The organism is Streptomyces sp. NPDC013187 (genome assembly GCF_042899705.1).
GTDB classification, from domain to species: Bacteria; Actinomycetota; Actinomycetes; order Streptomycetales; family Streptomycetaceae; genus Streptomyces; species Streptomyces hawaiiensis_A.
The window spans coordinates 66,837-84,817 of sequence record NZ_JBIBAF010000015.1 but is presented as its reverse complement, the minus strand read 5'-3'; the positions used below and the strand labels follow the sequence as shown (position 1 = coordinate 84,817).

Here is a 17,981-nt window from a genome sequence, read left to right as displayed (position 1 = left end):
CTTTGAACATGTTCAGAAGCATGGTATGGAGGGGTCCGGGAAGGTGCCCGGAATGGCGCTCGAGGAGTGCCTCACGGAGGCTCCTCCGGCACAGAGAGGCAGCTCACGCGGCATTGACAACGCTTCGGGGTGCATAAAGGAGCCCGGTTGTCACCATGACGTGGATCACGCGGGCCGCGGAGGATAGCACACACCCTGCAAGAGCTTGTGAAGGGGCGCACGAGCCACCCCCCTGAGACGGGTGGATACTCGATGGCATGAGCACCACGGAGCGTCCCAGGATCCTCGTAGTAGGCGGTGGGTACGTAGGCCTGTACGCAGCTCGGCGCATCCAGAAGAAGATGCGCTACGGCGAGGCGACCGTCACGGTCGTCGACCCCCGGTCGTACATGACCTACCAGCCCTTCCTCCCCGAAGCCGCCGCCGGCAACATCTCCCCGCGCCACGTCGTCGTCCCGCTGCGACGCGTGCTGCCCAAGGCGGAGGTTCTCACCGGCCGGGTCACCACCATCGACCAGGACCGCAAGGTCGCCACGGTCTCCCCGCTGGTCGGCGAGGCCTACGAGCTGCCCTTCGACTACCTGGTGATCGCGCTCGGCGCGGTCTCCCGCACCTTCCCGATCCCCGGCCTCGCCGAGCAGGGCATCGGTATGAAGGGCGTCGAGGAGGCCATCGGCCTGCGCAACCACGTCCTCGAGCAGCTCGACAAGGCCGACTCCACCACCGACGAGGAGATCCGCCGCAAGGCGCTCACCTTCGTCTTCGTGGGCGGCGGATTCGCCGGTGCGGAGACCATCGGCGAGGTCGAGGACATGGCCCGCGACGCCTCGAAGTACTACAAGAACGTGTCCCGCGAGGACATGCGCTTCATCCTGGTCGACGCCGCCGACAAGATCCTCCCCGAGGTCGGCCCCAAGCTCGGCAAGTACGGCAAGGAGCACCTCGAGGGCCGCGGCGTCGAGGTCTACCTGTCCACCTCCATGGACTCCTGCGTCGACGGCCACGTGGTGCTGAAGAACGGCCTCGAGGTCGACTCCAACACGATCGTCTGGACCGCCGGCGTCAAGCCCAACCCGGCCCTGGCCCGCTACGGCCTGCCGCTGGGCCCCCGCGGTCACGTCGACTGCGAGCCGACCCTCCAGGTCAAGGGCACCGACTACATCTGGGCCGCCGGCGACAACGCCCAGGTCCCGGACCTCGTCGGCCGCAAGGCGGGCAACGAGAACGCCTGGTGCCCGCCGAACGCCCAGCACGCGCTGCGCCAGGCCCGGGTCCTCGGCGACAACGTGGTGTCCGGCATGCGGGGCTTCCCGCAGAAGGACTACTCGCACGCCAACAAGGGCGCGGTGGCCGGTCTCGGCCTCCACAAGGGCGTCGCGATGATCGTCATGGGCAAGATGAAGATCAAGCTCAAGGGCCGTCTCGCCTGGTACATGCACCGTGGCTACCACGGCCTGGCCATGCCGACCTGGAACCGCAAGATCCGCGTCTTCGCCGACTGGACCCTCGGCATGTTCCTCAAGCGCGAGGTCGTCTCGCTCGGCGCCATCGAGACGCCGCGCGAGGAGTTCTACGAGGCCGCCAAGCCGGCCCCGGTCGCCGCCGCGCCGAAGGAGAAGACCGAGGAGAAGGCCAAGGCCTCCTGACCTCCGGTCGGTCGTCCGCCTGACGAAGGGCCTCCCGCCATCCGTGGTGCGGGAGGCCCTTCGGCGTGCCGGGGCCCTGTCGAAGTCCTTCGGTACGTCAGGGAGCCGCGTCCGGGCGGGCGAAGCGGCGGTTTTGCGCAGACATGACGCGTGCCGGGGACTGCGCCGAAGCCCCGCAGGTGTTTACGTGGTGTCGGACATTCCGGGATTCCTCGTCACGGAGGTGTACACCATGGCAGACGCCGCGCCGCGGCTGCAGGGCCTTTTCACACAGCTGCTGGGAGCACCGCTCCCGGTGCGCATCCGCGCTTGGGACGGTTCGCAGGCCGGCCCGCCGGGCGCGCCGACCCTGGTCGTACGCAACCGCCGCGCGCTGCGCCGCCTGCTGTGGAAGCCGGGTGAACTGGGCCTGGCCCGCGCCTGGGTGGCGGGGGACCTCGACATCGAGGGCGACCTGTACGCGACCCTCGATCTGCTGGCCGGTCTCATCTGGGAGCGGGGCGAGGACGCCCGCACCCTCGCCCAGGCCCTGCGCGACCCCGAGGTCCGCGCCGCCGTCCGCGGACTGGTCAAGCTCGCCGGACTCCCGCTGCCGCCCGCCCCGCCCCGCGAGGAGGCCCGCAGCCCCCGCCGCCACCTGCACACCAAGCACACCGACCGACGCGCCATCAGCCACCACTACGACGTCGGCAACAACTTCTACGAGATCGTCCTCGGCCCGTCCATGGTGTACTCCTGCGCCTACTGGCCCACCCCGGACAGCACCCTCGAACAGGCCCAGCACGACAAGCTCGAACTCGTCTGCCGCAAGCTCGGTCTGAGACCCGGCCTGCGGCTGCTCGACGTCGGCTGCGGCTGGGGCTCCATGGCCGTCCACGCCGCCCGCGAGCACGGCGTGCGCGTCGTCGGCGTCACGCTCTCCCAGGAGCAGGCCGCCTACGCCCGCAAGCGCGTCGCCGACGAGGGCCTCACCGACATGGTCGAGATCCGCGTCCAGGACTACCGCGACGTCCGCGACGGTCCCTACGACGCCATCTCCTCCATCGGCATGGCCGAACACGTCGGCGCCGAGCGGTACCTGGAGTACGCCGCCGACCTGTACGACCTGCTCAAGCCCGGCGGGCGCCTGCTGAACCACCAGATCGCCCGCCGCCCGCAGCGGGACGAGACGACGTACAGCGTCGACGCCTTCATCGACTCCTACGTCTTCCCCGACGGTGAACTCCAGCCGATCGGCGCCACCGTGACCCAGCTGGAGCGCTCCGGGTTCGAGGTGCGCGACGTGGAGGCGCTCCGCGAGCACTACGCCCTCACCCTGCGCCAGTGGGTCGCCCGCCTGGAGGACGACTGGCAGCGGGCCGTCCAGCTGGCCGGCGCCGGCCGGGCTCGCGTCTGGCGTCTGTACATGGCCGCCTGCGCCCTGGCCTTCGAACGCAACCGCATCGGAGTCAACCAGGTCCTGGCCGTTCGCGCCCCCGAGTCCGGGGCGTCGGGCCTGCCGCTGCGCGCCCGCACCTGGACCTGAGAACGCCGAAGGGCCCCTCTCCCACCCGTGGGAAAGGGGCCCTTCGCGCGTCCGCTACTCCGCCTTGATGGCCTCCAGCATGTTCAGCCGGGCCGCCCGCCGGGCCGGCCACAGCGCCGCGAGGACACCCACCGTCGCGGCCAGCAGCAGGAACACACCCATCCGCGCCCACGGCAGGACCAGCTCGTACGTCGCCATCTTCGAGGCCAGCAGCTCACCGGCCGCCCAGCCGAAGAACACGCCCAGGCCGATCCCCAGCACCGCGCCGAACAAGGAGATCACCAGGGACTCGATGCGGACCATCCGCTTGATGCCCTTGCGGTCCAGGCCGATCGCGCGGAGCATGCCGATCTCCTGCGAGCGCTCGAAGACGGACATGGCCAGGGTGTTGACGACGCCGAGGACCGCCACGACCACCGCCATCGCGAGCAGGCCGTAGACCATGTTCAGCATCAGGGTGAACATCTGCGCGATCTCGTCGGAGATGTCGTCCTTGGACTGGACCTTGATCGCCGGGTTGGTGCCGAGAGCCTTCTCCAGCTTGTCCTGCACCGCGCCGGACGTGCCGTCGGAGGTCTTCACCATGACCTTCATGTTGTACGGGTCCGACGTGTGCGGGGCGAGGGTCTTCTCGTCGAGCAGGATGCCGCCCAGGAAGTCGTTGCGCTCGTACGTTCCCGCGACCGTGAACTTCTGCTTCTTGCCGTCCTCGAAGGCCATGGTGAAGGCGGAACCGGCCTTCCAGCCGTAGGACTTGGCGGTCTCGCTGTCCACGACGACATCGCTGCCGCCGACCTTGAAGGAGCCTTCGTCGACCTTCGGGCCGACCAGGTCGCGGACCGCGGCGCCGTTGACGCCGGTCACGTACTCGCTCTGCCCGTCGATCCGGGTCTCGGCGTTGAGCATCGGGCTGGTGGCGGTGACGTCACCGGCCTGCTTCAGCTTCTTCTCGACGTCCGGCGACAGCGGGTTGCCGTTCGCCATGGACACCACGTAGTCGGCCTTGATCGACGCCGACGCCATCTTCTCGATGGCCTGCTGCAGGCTGCCCGCCATCACCGTCATGCCGGTGATCAGGGTCAGGCCGATCATCAGGGCGGAGGCGGTGGCGGCCGTGCGGCGCGGGTTGCGCACCGAGTTCTGCCGGGCCAGCTTGCCCGAGATGCCGAAGGCGCGCAGCACCGGCGCCGCGGCGGCGATCAGCGGGCGGGACAGCAGCGGGGTCAGGATGAACACGCCGATGATCAGCAGCACCGCGCCGAAGCCCATCGGCATCTGGCCGTCCGAGCCGTCCATGGTCGTGGCCACCAGGACCACCGCGATGCCCGCGGCCGAGACCAGGGCGCCCAGCGTGTTGCGCAGCACCAGCGACTTGGTCGTGGCCTTGGCGTGCACGCTGCTCATGGCCGCCACCGGCGGGATCTTCGCGGCCCGGCGGCCCGGGAGCCACGCCGCCAGCATGGTCACCAGGATGCCGACAGCGAGCGCGGCGACGATCGTGCCGGGCGTGATGACCAGCGGCCCGTCGGGCACGGTCGCGTCGAACGTACCCATCAGGGAGCGCAGTCCGGCCCCGATGCCGATGCCCGCGACCAGCCCGGTCACGGCGGCGACCGCGCCGACCACGAACGCCTCGATGAGCACCGAGCGCGTCACCTGCCGGCGCGAGGCGCCGACCGCCCGCATCAGTGCCAGCTCCTTGGTGCGCTGGGCGACCAGCATGGTGAAGGTGTTGGCGATGATGAACGTGCCGACGAACAGGGCGATGCCGGCGAAGACCAGCAGGCCCGTCTGCATGCCGCTCATCGACCGGGAGATCATCTCCGCCTGGTCGTCGGCGAGCTGCTTGCCGGTGGTGGTCGAGACGGTGCCCTCGGGCAGTGCCTTGTCCAGCTCCGCCTTCAGCGCGGCCTGCGTGACGCCCGGCTTCGCCTTGACGGCGATCTCGTCGTACACGCCCGGCTTGCCCAGCAGCTTCTGGGCGGTCGCCGTGTCGAACAGGGTGAGGCTGCCGCCGGCCGCGACGTTGCCGTCGTCGGTGGTGAAGATGCCGGTGATCCTCGGGGTCAGGACCGGCCCGTCGACGGACATCCGTACCGTGTCGCCGACCTTGTAGCCGGCGCGCTTCGCCGTCGCGGAGTCGATGAGGATCTCACCGGGGCCCTTGGGGGCGTGTCCGCTGACGAGCGGGTAACGCGGGTCCTTCGTGCCCCAGTAGTTGCCGCCCTGCGACTGGAAGCCCTCGCCGATCAGTTTGCCGTTCTTGTCGGCTATGGCCGTGAAGTTCTGCACGACCCCGATGGCGGACGCGGCGCCGGGCACCCGCTCGCTCTTGTCGAGGGTGGCCCGGGTCAGCTCGTGGAGCTTTCCGGCCTTGTCGCCCTCGGCGTCGTCGTAGTCCGCGGTCATGGAGACGTCGACCTGGTCGAAGCCCTTGGCGGAGCTCTTCTGGTAGGCGTCGGAGATGGTGTTGGTGAAGACCAGGGTCCCCGACACGAAAGCCACGCCGAGCATCACGGCGAGCACGGTCATCAGGAGCCGGGCCTTGTGCGCGAGCACATTGCGCAAGGCGGTACGGAACATGGGTTCTTCTTCTCAGTCCTGTCGGTCCTGACGGGGGATCAGCTGGTGCGGCCCTTGGCGTCGAACGCCTTCATGCGGTCGAGCACGGAGTCGGCCGTCGGCCCGTGCATCTCGTCGACGATCCGGCCGTCCGCCAGGAAGATCACCCGGTCCGCGTAGGCCGCGGCCACCGGGTCGTGCGTCACCATCACCACCGTCTGGCCCAGTTCGCGCACGGAGTTGCGCAGGAAGCCCAGTACCTCGGCGCCGGAGCGCGAGTCGAGGTTTCCGGTGGGCTCGTCGCCGAAGATGATCTCGGGCCGGGAGGCCAGCGCCCGGGCCACCGCGACGCGCTGCTGCTGACCGCCGGACAGCTGGGACGGCCGGTGGCCGAGTCGGTCCGCCAGGCCGACCATCCGGATGACGGAGTCCAGCCACTGCTTGTCCGGCTTGCGTCCCGCGATGTCCATCGGAAGGGTGATGTTCTCCAGGGCCGTCAGGGTCGGCAGCAGGTTGAACGCCTGGAAGATGAAGCCGATCTTGTCCCGGCGCAGCTTGGTCAGCTGCTTGTCCTTCAGCGAGCCGAGCTCGGTGTCGCCGATGCGCACCGATCCGGAGGAGAAGGAGTCGAGGCCGGCCACGCAGTGCATCAGGGTGGACTTGCCGGAGCCGGACGGGCCCATGATCGCGGTGAACTCGGCCTGCCGGAAGTCGACGGAGACGCGGTCCAGGGCGACCACCTGGGTCTCACCCTGCCCGTAGATCTTCGACAGATCCGTGGCGCGCGCGGCCGCTGCGGTGGCCCGGTCGGTGAGGGAAGCGGTGGTCACGGGATGGCACTCCTGTCGGACGGCTGTGCATGGGGGAAGGACGTGTTCCATCGTCCGGGTCCCACGCCGCCGTGTAGTCCCCCGTTGTTCCGGTTCCGAGGACCGACTGCGGTCTGACCGCGCGGGGCAGTGTCATACCTGGGGATGACGAACACCCCTGAGGCGGCCCCGGTGTCGGGAACAAATGCTTCCGGGTGTCGAGAACAGGTGGAGTGCCCTCGTTCAGGCGGTGAAATTCCGTCATTCCGCATACACGGCAGACCGCCGCACGCAAGGCTGTTGGCAAGTGCGGATGGCGTGTTCCGTGTGCTGATGCACCCTCAGACGTCAATAAAATAAGACAACATCGGTCCACGCTTCCGCTGTTCGGGGGACCCGTCCGGATAGTCTCGGAACCTCGATGCGGAGCCCACGGCCTGCCCGGATGGTGGAATGCAGACACGGCGAGCTTAAACCTCGCTGCCCCTTCGCGGGCGTGCCGGTTCGAGTCCGGCTCCGGGCACCTTCCGATCCCTGTGTGGTCCATTGAAGAGTTCACGGCGTGCCCGTTGACAGCACCCGCATGCCGTCGGAGACTCACACCCACGCGGTGAAAAAAATTTCACCTGACGAACGTGGATGAGAAGAGGTCGTCCGATGCGCACCACCGTCGGCATCATCGGAGCGGGCCCCGCCGGCCTCCTCCTCGCCCGGCTGCTCCACAACGCCGGCATCGACTCGGTCGTCCTGGAGAGCCGCGACCGCTCCTACGTCGAGCGACGGCAGCGGGCCGGGATCCTGGAACAGGGCACGGCGGACGTGCTGCGCGCGGCCGGCGCCGGGGAGCGCATGGACCGCGAGGGGCTGCGCCACGACGGCATCGAGCTCCGCTTCGACCGCAGCCGCCACCGCGTCGACTTCCCCGCCCTCACCGGCGGCCGATCGGTGATGGTCTACGCCCAGACCGAGGTCTGCAAGGACCTCATCGCCCTGCAGCTCCGGGAGGGCGGCCCGCTGCTCTTCGAGGCGGAGGCGCTGGCCGTGGAGGGCGCCGGCACCGAGGCACCGCGGATCCGCTTCCGGCACGGGGGCCGCGAGGACGTCCTGGAGTGCTCGTACGTCGTCGGCTGCGACGGTTTCTGGGGCGTTGCCCGCAAGGCGATCCCCGCCCGCCTCACCCAGGTCTTCGAGCGGACGTACCCCTTCGGCTGGCTCGGCATCCTCGCCGACGTGCCGCCCTCCCACGACGAGCTCGTCTACGCCCGCCACGACCGCGGCTTCGCGCTCCTGTCCATGCGCTCCTCGTCGGTCTCCCGCCTCTACCTCCAGGTGCCCGACGGCACCGACCCCGGGTCATGGGGCGACGAGGAGATCTGGGACGAGCTGGAGCGCCGGTTCGAGACCGCCGACGACTGGAGCCTGGAGCGCGGCCCGATCACCCAGAAGTCGGTCACGCCCATGCGCTCCTACGTCCACGAGCCCATGCGCCACGGCCGCCTCTTCCTCGCCGGTGACGCCGCGCACATCGTCCCCCCGACCGGGGCCAAGGGCCTGAACCTCGCCGTCGGCGACGTCGTGACCTTCGCCCGGGCCCTGATCCACCGGCAGGAGACCGGATCGGCGGAGCTGCTCGACGCCTACTCCGCGACCTGCCTGCGCCGCGTCTGGCAGGCCGAGCGGTTCTCCTACGACATGACGACCCTGCTGCACCGCGCGCCCGGCGCGACACCCTTCGAGGACCGGCTCCAGCTCGCCCGCCTGGAGCGGATCGCCTCCTCCCGCGCCGCCGAGACGGACCTGGCGGAGGCGTACACGGGCTTCCCCTTCGGGTGAGTCACCGGAGGACCCCCTCCGGTGAGGGGAATCACCACGCCACGTAGCGTGTTGCGCAGCATGACGAGGGAAAGATCCTCCCCAAGCAGTAGGGTCATTCCTTTGCCTACCTATTACTCTTGAGCCAAGGCCACGCCTGGTGGCCATGGAGGAGTGAAATGAGGAGCAGAAACCCGGTCTTCTCGCGACGGGGGTTCAGCCGCGACAACGGCTACGCGGGCTTCAACACCGCGCCGCAGGCCGGGGGTCCCGCTGTCGCCACCCAGGGCAACCCGTACGCCCAGCCGACGGGCAACCCGTACGCGCAGAACCCTTACGCGCAGAACCCTTACGCCCAGCAGCAGGACCTGCAGTACGGCGCGCCGCCGCAGGCCCCGGCCACCACCGGCCGGATGACCATCGACGACGTCGTCCTGCGCACGGCGAGCACGCTCGGCGTGCTCATCCTCACCGCGGCGCTCTCCTGGGCCCTGCTGCCGATCGACGACGCCAACATCAGCCGTAGCTACGGCATCGGTATCGGCGCCGCGCTGATCGGCATGGTCCTGGCGTTCGTGCAGTCCTTCAAGCGCAAGGCCTCGCCCGCGCTGATCCTGACGTACGCCGCGTTCGAGGGTGTCTTCCTCGGCGTCGTGTCCAACATCGTCGACAACCGCATCGCCGACGGTGCGGCCATGCAGGCCGTGATCGGCACCATGGCGGTCTTCGCCGGTGTGCTGATCGCATACAAGGCCGGCTGGATCCGCGTCAACCGCCGCTTCTACGGCTTCGTGATGGCGGCCGCGCTCGGCTTCATCCTGCTGATGACCGTGAACCTGCTGTTCGCGGTGTTCGGCGGCGGTGACGGCCTCGGCTTCCGCAGCGGTGCCCTCGGCGTCGTCTTCGGCGTCATCGGCATCATCCTCGGTGCCTGCTTCCTCGCCCTGGACTTCAAGCAGGTCGAGGACGGCGTCGCCTACGGCGCACCGCGTGAGGAGGCCTGGCTCGCGGCCTTCGGCCTCACGCTGACGCTGGTGTGGATCTACCTGGAGTTCCTGAGGCTCCTCTCGATCCTCAACAGCAGCGACTAGTCCTCGACGGTCGTAGCGCGAAGGGCCCCGGCTTCGGCCGGGGCCCTTCGTCGTCGGGGGGAGGGTGCGCGCGCCTCAGAGGAGTTTGCGCGCGGCCCTCCTCAGGTCGTACTCGTGGACGATCGCCTTGGCGTGGCCGTACGCGAGGTTGTGTTCGTGCCGGAGCCAGCTGACCTTTTCCTCGAAGCGGAAGAGCGCCGGGCCTTCGTCGACGGTGCGCAACCAGTCGGAGATCTGACGACCGGTGCAGTGGGGGATGCGGGCGAGCATGTTGCGATGGGTCTCTTCGGAGAAGACTTGGGACATCGGCGCCTCCGGACGCTGGGATGTAAGCCGGTCCTTCAGGTCACCGTGCCTGAGTGTTCGCCCGTTGGCAACAGTCCCGGCTCGGCGCGTACGCTCGCGGCGTGGTTGATACGACGCCTCTGACCCGTGCGGTGGAGCACTTCGCCGATCGATTGAGGGCCGCGCCCCAGAGCCGGTTGCAGCGGGGCGCTGCCGCCGAGGCTCTGGAGCTGGCCCGGGAGTTGGCCCGGAGGGCGCAGGTCCTCGAGGGCGTGGAGCCTCGGGAGATGCCGGATGCGGGGATGTTTGCGGCAGCAGATCAGATCACCGTGGCCGGACATGATCTGGCGGTGGTGATTCCGGCGGACGCCGATGTCGATGAGGCGGTGCGGCTGGTGGAAGAGGCGCAGAAGCGGGCGGGGGTCTAGCGCCGCTCGCGGGCGCGGGTGCGTCGTGGTTGTTCGCGCGGTTCCCCGGCGCCCCTGTTCGCGCGGTTCCCCGCGCCCCTGACGGGGCGCTCCACGAGGGGGCGCTTCCCTACAGGGAAGCGATGACGCGGTCCGCCAGGATGTAGACGTTCTCCTCGCCGCACTCGAACGTCAGGGTGTACGCGCCCGAGATGCCGGAGCCGCCCAGGAGGACCGGGGTGGCGCCCGCGCGGAGGGCCGCGGCGAGGTGCTCCGCCGTCTCCCGGTGGCCCGGGGTCATGCACAGGGTCGTGCCGTCGGCGAAGACGTAGACGTCCAGCGTGCCCAGCGGGCCGGGGCGCACGTCCGTCAGCTGGACGCGGGAGGAGGCCAGCTCCTCCAGGGTGGCGACGGTGCGCTCGTGGTCGTTCACGACCGGGGACTGGGCCGGCACGAAGTCCGGGTGGGAGGGGTGGCGACGGCGGGCCGCGGCCAGCTCCGGGGACTCGGCGGCGGGTTCCTCGGTGTCGGCGCCGGGCTCGGACACCGGCTCCAGGCCCGCGAAATCGGCCTGGCGGGGCAGAAACAGATCGTGCTCGGGCAGGCCCAGCAGCGGGGGTGCGTCGGAGGCGTCGCGGGCCTCCTGGGCGGCCCAGAACGCCCGCGCCTCGGCGAGTTCCCGCTCCCGCTCCTCGGCGAGCGCCGCGGCCACGGCGGCGCGTATCTCATCGGTGTCGGCAGTGGTACGAGCGGCGGGCAGCAGCGCACGGGTGGTGGCGGCGCGGCTCTCGGCCAGCGCCGTGTGCAGGGCCGCGACCTGTCGGCGCAGCTGCAGGACGGTGCGCAGGACGGCGACGCCCACGGCGCCCGTGGCGGCCGTGGTGACCAGCAACGCGATCGGCATGGCGCTCACTGACGTACTCCCGGTTCAAAGTCGACCCCCCGACTTCCTACATCAGCTTGAAGGGCGGACTAACCAGCTGTCAGTGCGTAACGTCACGAAACGGACAGGGCTTCGGTGCCGGGGGAGGGGGTGGGGCTACTGTGACCTGCGCTTCTCCCCTGGCGGAGGGAGATAGGTCACATCCTGGGGGAGATTGGATCACAAAACAGCCCAGAACCCTGGTGTTTCCAGGGTTCTGGGCTCAAGGCTCACAGCGGGTGCTATAGCGGCTACGGCCTGCCGCTCAGCTGAGGCGCTCGATGACCATGGCCATGCCCTGGCCGCCGCCGACGCACATCGTCTCCAGACCGAACTGCTTGTCGTGGAACTGGAGGGAGTTGATCAGCGTGGTCGTGATGCGGGCGCCGGTCATGCCGAAGGGGTGGCCGACGGCGATCGCGCCGCCGTTGACGTTCAGCTTCTCCAGCGGGATGTCCAGGTCGCGGTAGGAGGGGATCACCTGGGCGGCGAACGCCTCGTTGATCTCGACCAGGTCGATGTCGCCGATGGTGAGCCCGGCGCGGCGCAGGGCCTGCTTGGTGGCCTCCACCGGGCCGAGGCCCATGATCTCGGGGGACAGGCCGGAAACGCCGGTCGACACGATCCGGGCGAGCGGGGTGAGGCCGAGCTCGCGGGCCTTGGTGTCGGACATGATCACGAGGGCCGCGGCACCGTCGTTCAGCGGGCAGCAGTTGGCGGCGGTGACCATGCCGTCGGGGCGGAAGACCGGCTTGAGGCCCTGCACGCCCTCCAGGGTGACGCCGGCGCGGGGGCCGTCGTCCTTGGAGACGACCGTGCCGTCGGGGAGGGTGACCGGGGTGATCTCGCGCTCCCAGAAGCCGTTCTTGATGGCTTCCTCGGCGAGGTTCTGCGAGCGGACGCCGAACTCGTCCATGTTCTGGCGGGTGACGCCCTTGGAGCGGGCCAGGTTCTCGGCGGTCTGGCCCATCGCGATGTACGGGTCGGGCAGCAGGCCGTCCTCGCGCGGGTCGTGCCAGGTCGAGCCCTCGGACTCGGCGACCGCGGCGGTACGGGCCTCGGCGTCGGCGAACAGCGGGTTGTGCGTGTCCGGAAGGCTGTCGGAGTTGCCCTTGGCGAAACGGGAGACCGTCTCCACGCCGGCCGAGATGAAGACGTCGCCCTCACCGGCCTTGATGGCGTGCAGGGCCATCCGGGAGGTCTGCAGGGACGACGAGCAGTACCGGGTGATGGTGCAGCCCGGCAGGTGGTCCATGCCCATCTGGACGGCGACGACGCGGCCGAGGTTGTGGCCCTGCTCGCCGCCGGGCAGGCCGCAGCCGAGCATCAGGTCGTCGATGTCCTTCGGGTCCAGCTCGGGGACCTTGGCCAGTGCGGCCTGGATGATCGTGGCGGTCAGGTCGTCCGGTCGCACGTCCTTCAGGGAGCCCTTGAAGGCGCGGCCGATGGGGGAGCGGGCGGCTGAGACGATCACGGCTTCGGGCATCACGGCTCCATTGACGTACCGGGTGGTCTGGCAGGGCTGACTGGGAAGTTACCCGTACGTATGGTCTGGGTCACGGGTGTCACGGTGTGACCCTGACCGCAGTTTCCAAGCGCTTGCTTTTCGATGCTCCTCCACTCGAAGCGGTGTCCTCGACCCGAAGCGGTGCCCTCGACCGAAGCGGTGTCCTGGACCGAAGCGGTGTCCTCGACCGAAGCGGTGCTCCTCAGCTCGAAGGGGTCGCGGGGGCCGGCTCCTGCTCGGGTACCCGCCGGCGCCGCCGGCGCTTCAGCAGGGCCCACGGGCCGCGCGGCCCGCTCGGCATCGCCGCGGCGACCTCCGTGCCCGCCTCCGAAGCGGCCTCCGCCGCCGCCCGTGCCACCGGCAGGAAGCCCTCGCGGCGCGAGGCGTCCGGGCGCTCCTCCTCGGCGGGCCACAGGCCCAGGGACGCGCAGACGGTCGGCAGCACCGCCATCGCCGCCGTCGCGTAGCCCTCGGCCGAGGGGTGGTAGCTGTCCGGGCCGAACAGCTCGCGCGGGTTCTCGGCGAACTCGGGGCCCAGCAGGTCGCCCAGTGACACGGTGCGGCCGCCCTGTTCGACGACTCCGATCGTCTGGGCCGCGGCCAGCTGGCGTGAGGCCCGCCGCGCCAGCCAGCGCAGGGGCTGCCGGACCGGCTCGATCGTGCCGAGGTCCGGGCAGGTGCCGACCACGACCTCCGCACCGGCCGTGCGCAGCCGCCGCACCGCCGAGGCCAGGCAGCGCACCGAGCGGGTCGCCGGCATGCGGTGGGTGACGTCGTTCGCCCCGACCATGATCACGCAGATGTCGGGCACCGGAGCGGGATCGGCCAGCACCAGGGACACCTGGCGGTCCAGGTCGTCCGAACAGGCCCCCGGGGTCGCCACCGTGCGCAGCACCACCGGGCGCTCCGCCAGCGCGGCCAGCCCCGATGCCAGCAGCGCCCCCGGTGTCTGCCCGCCCCGGTGTACGCCCTGGCCCGCGGCCGTGGAGTCACCCAGCATCGTCAGCCTCAGCGGTGCCCCGGCCGGACCGGCGTACGTACGGCCGTACAACCCGTCCGCGTGCGGCACATGAGGAGACGTGCCGTTGCCCACCCGGCGCCGCGCCAGCTGCACCTCGGCCAGCACCAGCCCCAGTGCGGCCGCCCCGGCCAGACCGACCCCGCCGCCGCCGTACGCCGCGCCGGCCGCGATCCGCCGGGCCACCCTCGCCCTCGACATGCTCGTCATGCGTCGCTGCCACCTCCTCGAACCCGTACACCCAGTGCTTGCCCCGTACAGCCCGTCGCCCAATCTCAACGGGGAGTGAACGACCGTCACGGACCACGGCGAGGTCATAGGCTGGCGGCACCATCAGGATCACTTCTTTGCGGCATCCGGAGACAACGGTGCAATTCCACGACTCGATGATCAGCCTCGTCGGCAACACCCCGCTGGTGAAGCTCAACAGCGTGACCAAGGGCATCAGGGCGACCGTCCTGGCCAAGGTGGAGTACTTCAACCCCGGCGGTTCGGTGAAGGACCGCATCGCCCTGCGCATGATCGAGGCGGCGGAGGAGAGCGGCGCGCTCAAGCCCGGCGGCACGATCGTCGAGCCGACCAGCGGCAACACCGGCGTCGGGCTCGCCATCGTGGCGCAGCAGAAGGGCTACAAGTGCATCTTCGTGTGCCCCGACAAGGTGAGCACCGACAAGATCAACGTGCTGCGTGCCTACGGTGCCGAGGTCGTCGTCTGCCCGACGGCCGTCGACCCCGAGCACCCGGACTCGTACTACAACGTCTCGGACCGGCTGGTCCGTGAGACGCCCGGGGCCTGGAAGCCGGACCAGTACTCCAACCCCAACAACCCGCTCTCGCACTACCACTCGACCGGCCCCGAGCTGTGGGAGCAGACGGAGGGGAAGATCACCCACTTCGTGGCGGGCGTGGGCACCGGCGGCACCATCTCCGGGACCGGCCGCTACCTCAAGGAGATCAGCGACGGCTCGGTGAAGGTCGTCGGCGCGGACCCCGAGGGCTCCGTCTACTCCGGCGGCTCCGGCCGGCCCTACCTCGTCGAGGGCGTCGGTGAGGACTTCTGGCCGACCGCCTACGACCGGACCGTCGCGGACGAGATCGTCGCCGTCTCCGACAAGGACTCCTTCCAGATGACCCGCCGCCTCGCCAAGGAGGAGGGCCTCCTGGTGGGCGGCTCCTGCGGCATGGCGGTCGTCGCCGCGCTGGAGGTCGCCGAGCGGCTCGGCCCCGACGACGTCGTGGTGGTGCTGCTGCCGGACAGCGGCCGCGGTTACCTCAGCAAGATCTTCAACGACGAGTGGATGGCCGACTACGGCTTCCTGGAGGACACGGGCCCGAGCGCCCGGGTCGGCGACGTCCTCGCCGACAAGGAGGGCGACCGCATGCCCTCCCTCGTCCACATGCACCCGGAGGAGACGGTCGGTCAGGCCATCGAGGTGCTGCGCGAGTACGGCGTCTCGCAGATGCCGGTCGTCAAGCCGGGCGCCGGCCACCCCGACGTGATGGCGGCCGAGGTCGTCGGCTCGGTCGTGGAACGCGAGCTGCTGGACGCGCTGTTCAGCAAGAGCGCCTCGCTGGAGGACCCGCTGGAGAAGCACATGTCCGGCCCGCTGCCCCAGGTCGGCTCCGGTGAGCCGGTCGCGGACCTGATGGCCGTGCTGGGCAAGGCGGACGCGGCGATCGTCCTCGTGGAGGGCAAGCCGACCGGTGTGGTCAGCCGGCAGGACCTGCTGTCCTTCCTCGCCCGCACGGGGAAGTGACGGCGAACCTCCGGTGAACTGCCCGTGAACCGGGTGAACTTGCGGCGTCCGTGATCTTCGCGGACGTCGCGGAACCGGTACGCGGGTGTCACGTTCGCGCAGCACCCGCTTAACACGCGTCCTGCACATTGGTGGGTGTCGGCAAGGGCGGGAGCGGCTCCCCGCCCGGGCCGGCGGCGAACGGCGTCAAACGGACCTCCGGAGCGGCTCCCGGACCTCCACGGACGCCATGGACGCGCACGCCCGGCCCTGACCGGGCCCGCGTCCTTCGCGGGGACCGCCGTCGTCCCGCCCCCCGTTCACGGGGGTGCGGCGGTCCCCGCGCATCTCATCTCCCGCATCTCATGCGCGCATCTCACCCGCGCGGTGTCAGCCCGTGTGGCTCGTCGCCCAGCTCCCCAGCAGCGCCAGGCGCTCCGCCGTCTCCGAGCCCGGTTCGGGCGAGTACGCCACGATCGTCTGGTCCGGGGCCGCCGGGATCGTCAGGGTCTCGTACGGGAGGGTCAGCAGGCCCGCGACTGGGTGCCGCAGGAGCTTCACGCCGTGGTCGCAGGGCTTGACCAGGTGGTCGGCCCACAGATGGCGGAACCGCTCGCTGGCCCGGGTGAGTTCGGCGACGAGCTCGCCCGTGGCCGGGTCGCCGGGGTGGTGGCCCGCCTGCAGACGCAGGTGCGCGACCGTCTGGGCGGTGACGTCGGCCCAGTCCGGGTAGAGCTCGCGCGAGGCGGGGTCGAGGAAGAGGCGCCGCGGCAGACTGGGGTCGTCGCCCGGGCCGCCGAAGCCGAGCACGGCGTCGGCGAGGGCGTTCCAGGCGAGCACCTCCATGCGGTGGTCCAGGACGTAGGCCGGGGTGCGGTCCATGCCGTCCAGCAGCAGCTGGACACCCGGGCGCACCCGGGACGCGGCCGGCTTGCCCGGGGAACCGGGCCCGTCCTGCCGGCGGGGCCGGGCGACCGCCCGCAGATACGCGTGCTCGGACTCGTCCAGCCGCAGCACCCGCGCGATCGCGTCCAGCACCGCGTCCGACACACCCCCGGACCGGGTCCGCGAGGGGTCGCCGGGCCCCCTGCCCTGCTCGAGGCGGACGTAGTAGTCGACACTCACCCCGGCCAGCTGCGCCACCTCCTCGCGGCGCAGGCCCGGGACCCGGCGGCGTCCGTACGACGGCAGCCCCACCTCCTCCGGCCGGATCCGGGCGCGACGCGAGCGCAGGAAGTCTCCCAGTTCTCCGTCCATGGGCCCGAGCCTAGGCCGTCCCCGCCCGGCGAACCTGGTACTGGCGGACCCAGGATGAGCGCAGCCCTGGGTGAGGCGGGCGCAGCCGCCGAGGGTGGTGCCCGAGGCCGGGGAGACGCCCCGGCCGGCACCGAGGAGGAACCCATGTCGTACGACAGCCTGGCCGGCCGTACCGCCGTCGTCACCGGAGCCGCGAGCGGGATCGGCGAGGCCGTCGCCGTGCTGCTGGCCGCCCAGGGCGCCCGGGTGGCCCTGGTGGCCCGGCGCGCGGAACGGCTCACCGCGATCGCCGGGAAGATCCGGGCCGACGGCGGGCAGGCCCTGGCCGTCGCGGCCGACATCACCGACGAAACCTCCGTGGCGGACGCCGCCGACCGCGTCCACGCGGAGTACGGGACCGTCGACCTGGTCGTGAACTGCGCCGGTGTCATGCTGCCGCACCCCGTCGAGGCCCGGCGCACCGACGAGTGGCAGCGGATGCTCGACACCAACGTCGCCGGGGTGCTGCGGATGATCGGCGCCTTCACCGGCGACCTGGTGAGCGCCGCCGCGGACGGCCGTACGGCCGACATCGTGAACATCTCGTCCATCGCCGCGCACGTCAGCTTCCCGAACTACGCGGTGTACGGCGCGTCCAAGGCCGCCGTCACCTACCTGTCGGAAGCCCTGCGCGGGGAGTTCGGGCCGCGGGACGTCCGGGTCACCAACATCGAGCCCGGGTTCGTCGAGAGCGAGCTGCGCACCCACATCTCCGACGCGGAACTGTCCCGGCAGGTCGAGGGCATGCTCGACGTGGTGGGCGCACTGTCCGCGGAGGAGCTGGCCGACCTGGTGGCCTACGTGACGAGCCGGCCTCGCCGGGTCAATCTGCGGCAGATCGTCGCGCTGCCGACGCGGCAGGTCTGAAGCGGGCCGGGCGCTCAGTCCTCCCAGCCACTGTCCCGGGAGGACCTGGGGCGGCGGCCGAAGAGGTTCGGATTGGTACGGGCCGCCTGGGCGACGTTGACGCCGACGATGCCCGCCCAGGCGACCAGCATGCCGGGCCCCTGGGCCAGGGCCCCGGCGATCGCCGACAGCGGCACCGCGAGGACCAGGGAGACGATCCCGAAGCCGAACCGCTCGCCCCAGGAGTCCGTGGCCCTCGGTGACCGGGAGTCCCGGGCCGTCTGCATCTGCTGCTCCGCGAGCTGCCGGCGCACCCGGCGCTCCACCGCGCCGTCGATCCGCTGGTCGACCTTCTCCAGGAAGGAGTCGACCAGCACCGACTCGTAGTCCTCGCCCAGCTCCCTGCGGGCGTGCAGGGTGGCGTCGAGTTCCTTCTTCAGGTCGGTGTCCCGCGCGTCCATTCCCGTCATGCGGTCCACCGTAGAAAGCACCGCCATCGGCCGCACTGGGGTTAGCCCC

At 70.6% G+C, this 17,981-nt stretch carries 15 protein-coding genes and 1 tRNA gene; 8 read left to right on the top strand and 8 right to left on the bottom strand.

Annotated features, from left to right (window positions below):
• Positions 1-257 precede the first annotated feature (257 nt).
• Entirely contained in the window at positions 258-1,646 is a 1,389-nt protein-coding gene (locus tag ACFY5B_RS29395) for an NAD(P)/FAD-dependent oxidoreductase (RefSeq protein ID WP_104780223.1), read from the top strand.
• A gap of 232 nt (positions 1,647-1,878) precedes the next feature.
• Positions 1,879-3,171 carry a class I SAM-dependent methyltransferase gene (locus ACFY5B_RS29390; protein ID WP_389974901.1) on the top strand — a complete coding sequence of 431 codons (1,293 nt, stop codon included), beginning with the start codon at positions 1,879-1,881 and terminating at the stop codon, positions 3,169-3,171.
• A 54-nt stretch (positions 3,172-3,225) separates the two neighbouring features.
• Here the strand turns inward: ACFY5B_RS29390 and ACFY5B_RS29385 are convergent, their stop codons facing one another.
• Both ACFY5B_RS29385 and ACFY5B_RS29380 read right to left on the bottom strand, forming a co-directional pair.
• A complete protein-coding gene (locus ACFY5B_RS29385) occupies positions 3,226-5,754 on the bottom strand; it encodes an ABC transporter permease (RefSeq protein ID WP_389974898.1) in 2,529 nt (842 codons plus the stop codon).
• 38 nt (positions 5,755-5,792) lie between these two features.
• Positions 5,793-6,563, bottom strand: a complete 771-nt coding sequence (locus ACFY5B_RS29380) for an ABC transporter ATP-binding protein (protein ID WP_389974895.1) — start codon at positions 6,561-6,563, stop codon at positions 5,793-5,795.
• A gap of 418 nt (positions 6,564-6,981) precedes the next feature.
• Here ACFY5B_RS29380 and ACFY5B_RS29375 point away from each other — a divergent pair.
• The 3 genes from ACFY5B_RS29375 to ACFY5B_RS29365 all read left to right on the top strand — a co-directional run bounded on the left by ACFY5B_RS29375 (position 6,982) and on the right by ACFY5B_RS29365 (position 9,445).
• A tRNA-Leu gene (locus tag ACFY5B_RS29375) sits at positions 6,982-7,065 on the top strand.
• A 134-nt stretch (positions 7,066-7,199) separates the two neighbouring features.
• Complete coding sequence (locus ACFY5B_RS29370; RefSeq protein WP_389974892.1) at positions 7,200-8,375, top strand: 4-hydroxybenzoate 3-monooxygenase; 1,176 nt, start codon at positions 7,200-7,202, stop codon at positions 8,373-8,375.
• Positions 8,376-8,533: 158 nt separating this feature from the next.
• Positions 8,534-9,445: a Bax inhibitor-1/YccA family protein gene (locus tag ACFY5B_RS29365; protein WP_389974889.1), complete on the top strand. Its 912-nt coding sequence runs from the start codon at positions 8,534-8,536 to the stop codon at positions 9,443-9,445.
• A gap of 75 nt (positions 9,446-9,520) precedes the next feature.
• On the opposite strand, the gene ACFY5B_RS29360 is transcribed toward ACFY5B_RS29365, so the two are convergent.
• On the bottom strand, positions 9,521-9,751 hold the full coding sequence (locus tag ACFY5B_RS29360) for a DUF4287 domain-containing protein (protein WP_003990751.1): 231 nt from the start codon (positions 9,749-9,751) through the stop codon (positions 9,521-9,523).
• A gap of 101 nt (positions 9,752-9,852) precedes the next feature.
• On the opposite strand from ACFY5B_RS29360, the gene ACFY5B_RS29355 reads away from it, so the two are divergent.
• On the top strand, positions 9,853-10,158 hold the full coding sequence (locus ACFY5B_RS29355) for a hypothetical protein (RefSeq protein ID WP_389974886.1): 306 nt from the start codon (positions 9,853-9,855) through the stop codon (positions 10,156-10,158).
• A 109-nt stretch (positions 10,159-10,267) separates the two neighbouring features.
• On the opposite strand, the gene ACFY5B_RS29350 is transcribed toward ACFY5B_RS29355, so the two are convergent.
• The 3 genes from ACFY5B_RS29350 to ACFY5B_RS29340 all read right to left on the bottom strand — a co-directional run bounded on the left by ACFY5B_RS29350 (position 10,268) and on the right by ACFY5B_RS29340 (position 13,794).
• Complete coding sequence (locus tag ACFY5B_RS29350) at positions 10,268-11,050, bottom strand: hypothetical protein (protein WP_389974883.1); 783 nt, start codon at positions 11,048-11,050, stop codon at positions 10,268-10,270.
• A 274-nt stretch (positions 11,051-11,324) separates the two neighbouring features.
• Positions 11,325-12,545, bottom strand: a complete 1,221-nt coding sequence (locus ACFY5B_RS29345) for an acetyl-CoA C-acetyltransferase (protein WP_389974880.1) — start codon at positions 12,543-12,545, stop codon at positions 11,325-11,327.
• 223 nt (positions 12,546-12,768) lie between these two features.
• On the bottom strand, positions 12,769-13,794 hold the full coding sequence (locus ACFY5B_RS29340) for an SGNH/GDSL hydrolase family protein (protein WP_389974877.1): 1,026 nt from the start codon (positions 13,792-13,794) through the stop codon (positions 12,769-12,771).
• Positions 13,795-13,952: 158 nt separating this feature from the next.
• Here ACFY5B_RS29340 and ACFY5B_RS29335 point away from each other — a divergent pair, with 158 nt between their 5' ends.
• Positions 13,953-15,341: a cystathionine beta-synthase gene (locus tag ACFY5B_RS29335; RefSeq protein ID WP_389974874.1), complete on the top strand. Its 1,389-nt coding sequence runs from the start codon at positions 13,953-13,955 to the stop codon at positions 15,339-15,341.
• A 369-nt stretch (positions 15,342-15,710) separates the two neighbouring features.
• Here ACFY5B_RS29335 and ACFY5B_RS29330 read toward each other — a convergent pair whose 3' ends face one another.
• On the bottom strand, positions 15,711-16,577 hold the full coding sequence (locus ACFY5B_RS29330; RefSeq protein ID WP_389974872.1) for a helix-turn-helix transcriptional regulator: 867 nt from the start codon (positions 16,575-16,577) through the stop codon (positions 15,711-15,713).
• Positions 16,578-16,721: 144 nt separating this feature from the next.
• On the opposite strand from ACFY5B_RS29330, the gene ACFY5B_RS29325 reads away from it, so the two are divergent.
• The gene (locus tag ACFY5B_RS29325; RefSeq protein WP_389974869.1) at positions 16,722-17,483 is read left to right on the top strand and encodes an SDR family oxidoreductase; all 762 of its coding nucleotides are present in this window, start codon (positions 16,722-16,724) and stop codon (positions 17,481-17,483) included.
• Between the two features lie 14 nt (positions 17,484-17,497).
• Here ACFY5B_RS29325 and ACFY5B_RS29320 read toward each other — a convergent pair whose 3' ends face one another.
• On the bottom strand, positions 17,498-17,923 hold the full coding sequence (locus ACFY5B_RS29320) for a hypothetical protein (RefSeq protein WP_389975271.1): 426 nt from the start codon (positions 17,921-17,923) through the stop codon (positions 17,498-17,500).
• Positions 17,924-17,981: the final 58 nt, after the last annotated feature.

Bases quoted from the DNA above. Each gene is read 5' to 3' on its own strand.
- ACFY5B_RS29320 (WP_389975271.1), bottom strand. From the start codon at position 17,923: ATGGACGCGCGGGACACCGACCTGAAGAAGGAACTCGACGCCACCCTG.
- ACFY5B_RS29325 (WP_389974869.1), top strand. From the start codon at position 16,722: ATGTCGTACGACAGCCTGGCCGGCCGTACCGCCGTCGTCACCGGAGCC.
- ACFY5B_RS29385 (WP_389974898.1), bottom strand. From the start codon at position 5,754: ATGTTCCGTACCGCCTTGCGCAATGTGCTCGCGCACAAGGCCCGGCTC.
- ACFY5B_RS29330 (WP_389974872.1), bottom strand. From the start codon at position 16,577: ATGGACGGAGAACTGGGAGACTTCCTGCGCTCGCGTCGCGCCCGGATC.
- ACFY5B_RS29395 (WP_104780223.1), top strand. From the start codon at position 258: ATGAGCACCACGGAGCGTCCCAGGATCCTCGTAGTAGGCGGTGGGTAC.
- ACFY5B_RS29365 (WP_389974889.1), top strand. From the start codon at position 8,534: ATGAGGAGCAGAAACCCGGTCTTCTCGCGACGGGGGTTCAGCCGCGAC.
- ACFY5B_RS29340 (WP_389974877.1), bottom strand. From the start codon at position 13,794: ATGACGAGCATGTCGAGGGCGAGGGTGGCCCGGCGGATCGCGGCCGGC.
- ACFY5B_RS29360 (WP_003990751.1), bottom strand. From the start codon at position 9,751: ATGTCCCAAGTCTTCTCCGAAGAGACCCATCGCAACATGCTCGCCCGC.
- ACFY5B_RS29345 (WP_389974880.1), bottom strand. From the start codon at position 12,545: ATGCCCGAAGCCGTGATCGTCTCAGCCGCCCGCTCCCCCATCGGCCGC.
- ACFY5B_RS29370 (WP_389974892.1), top strand. From the start codon at position 7,200: ATGCGCACCACCGTCGGCATCATCGGAGCGGGCCCCGCCGGCCTCCTC.
- ACFY5B_RS29390 (WP_389974901.1), top strand. From the start codon at position 1,879: ATGGCAGACGCCGCGCCGCGGCTGCAGGGCCTTTTCACACAGCTGCTG.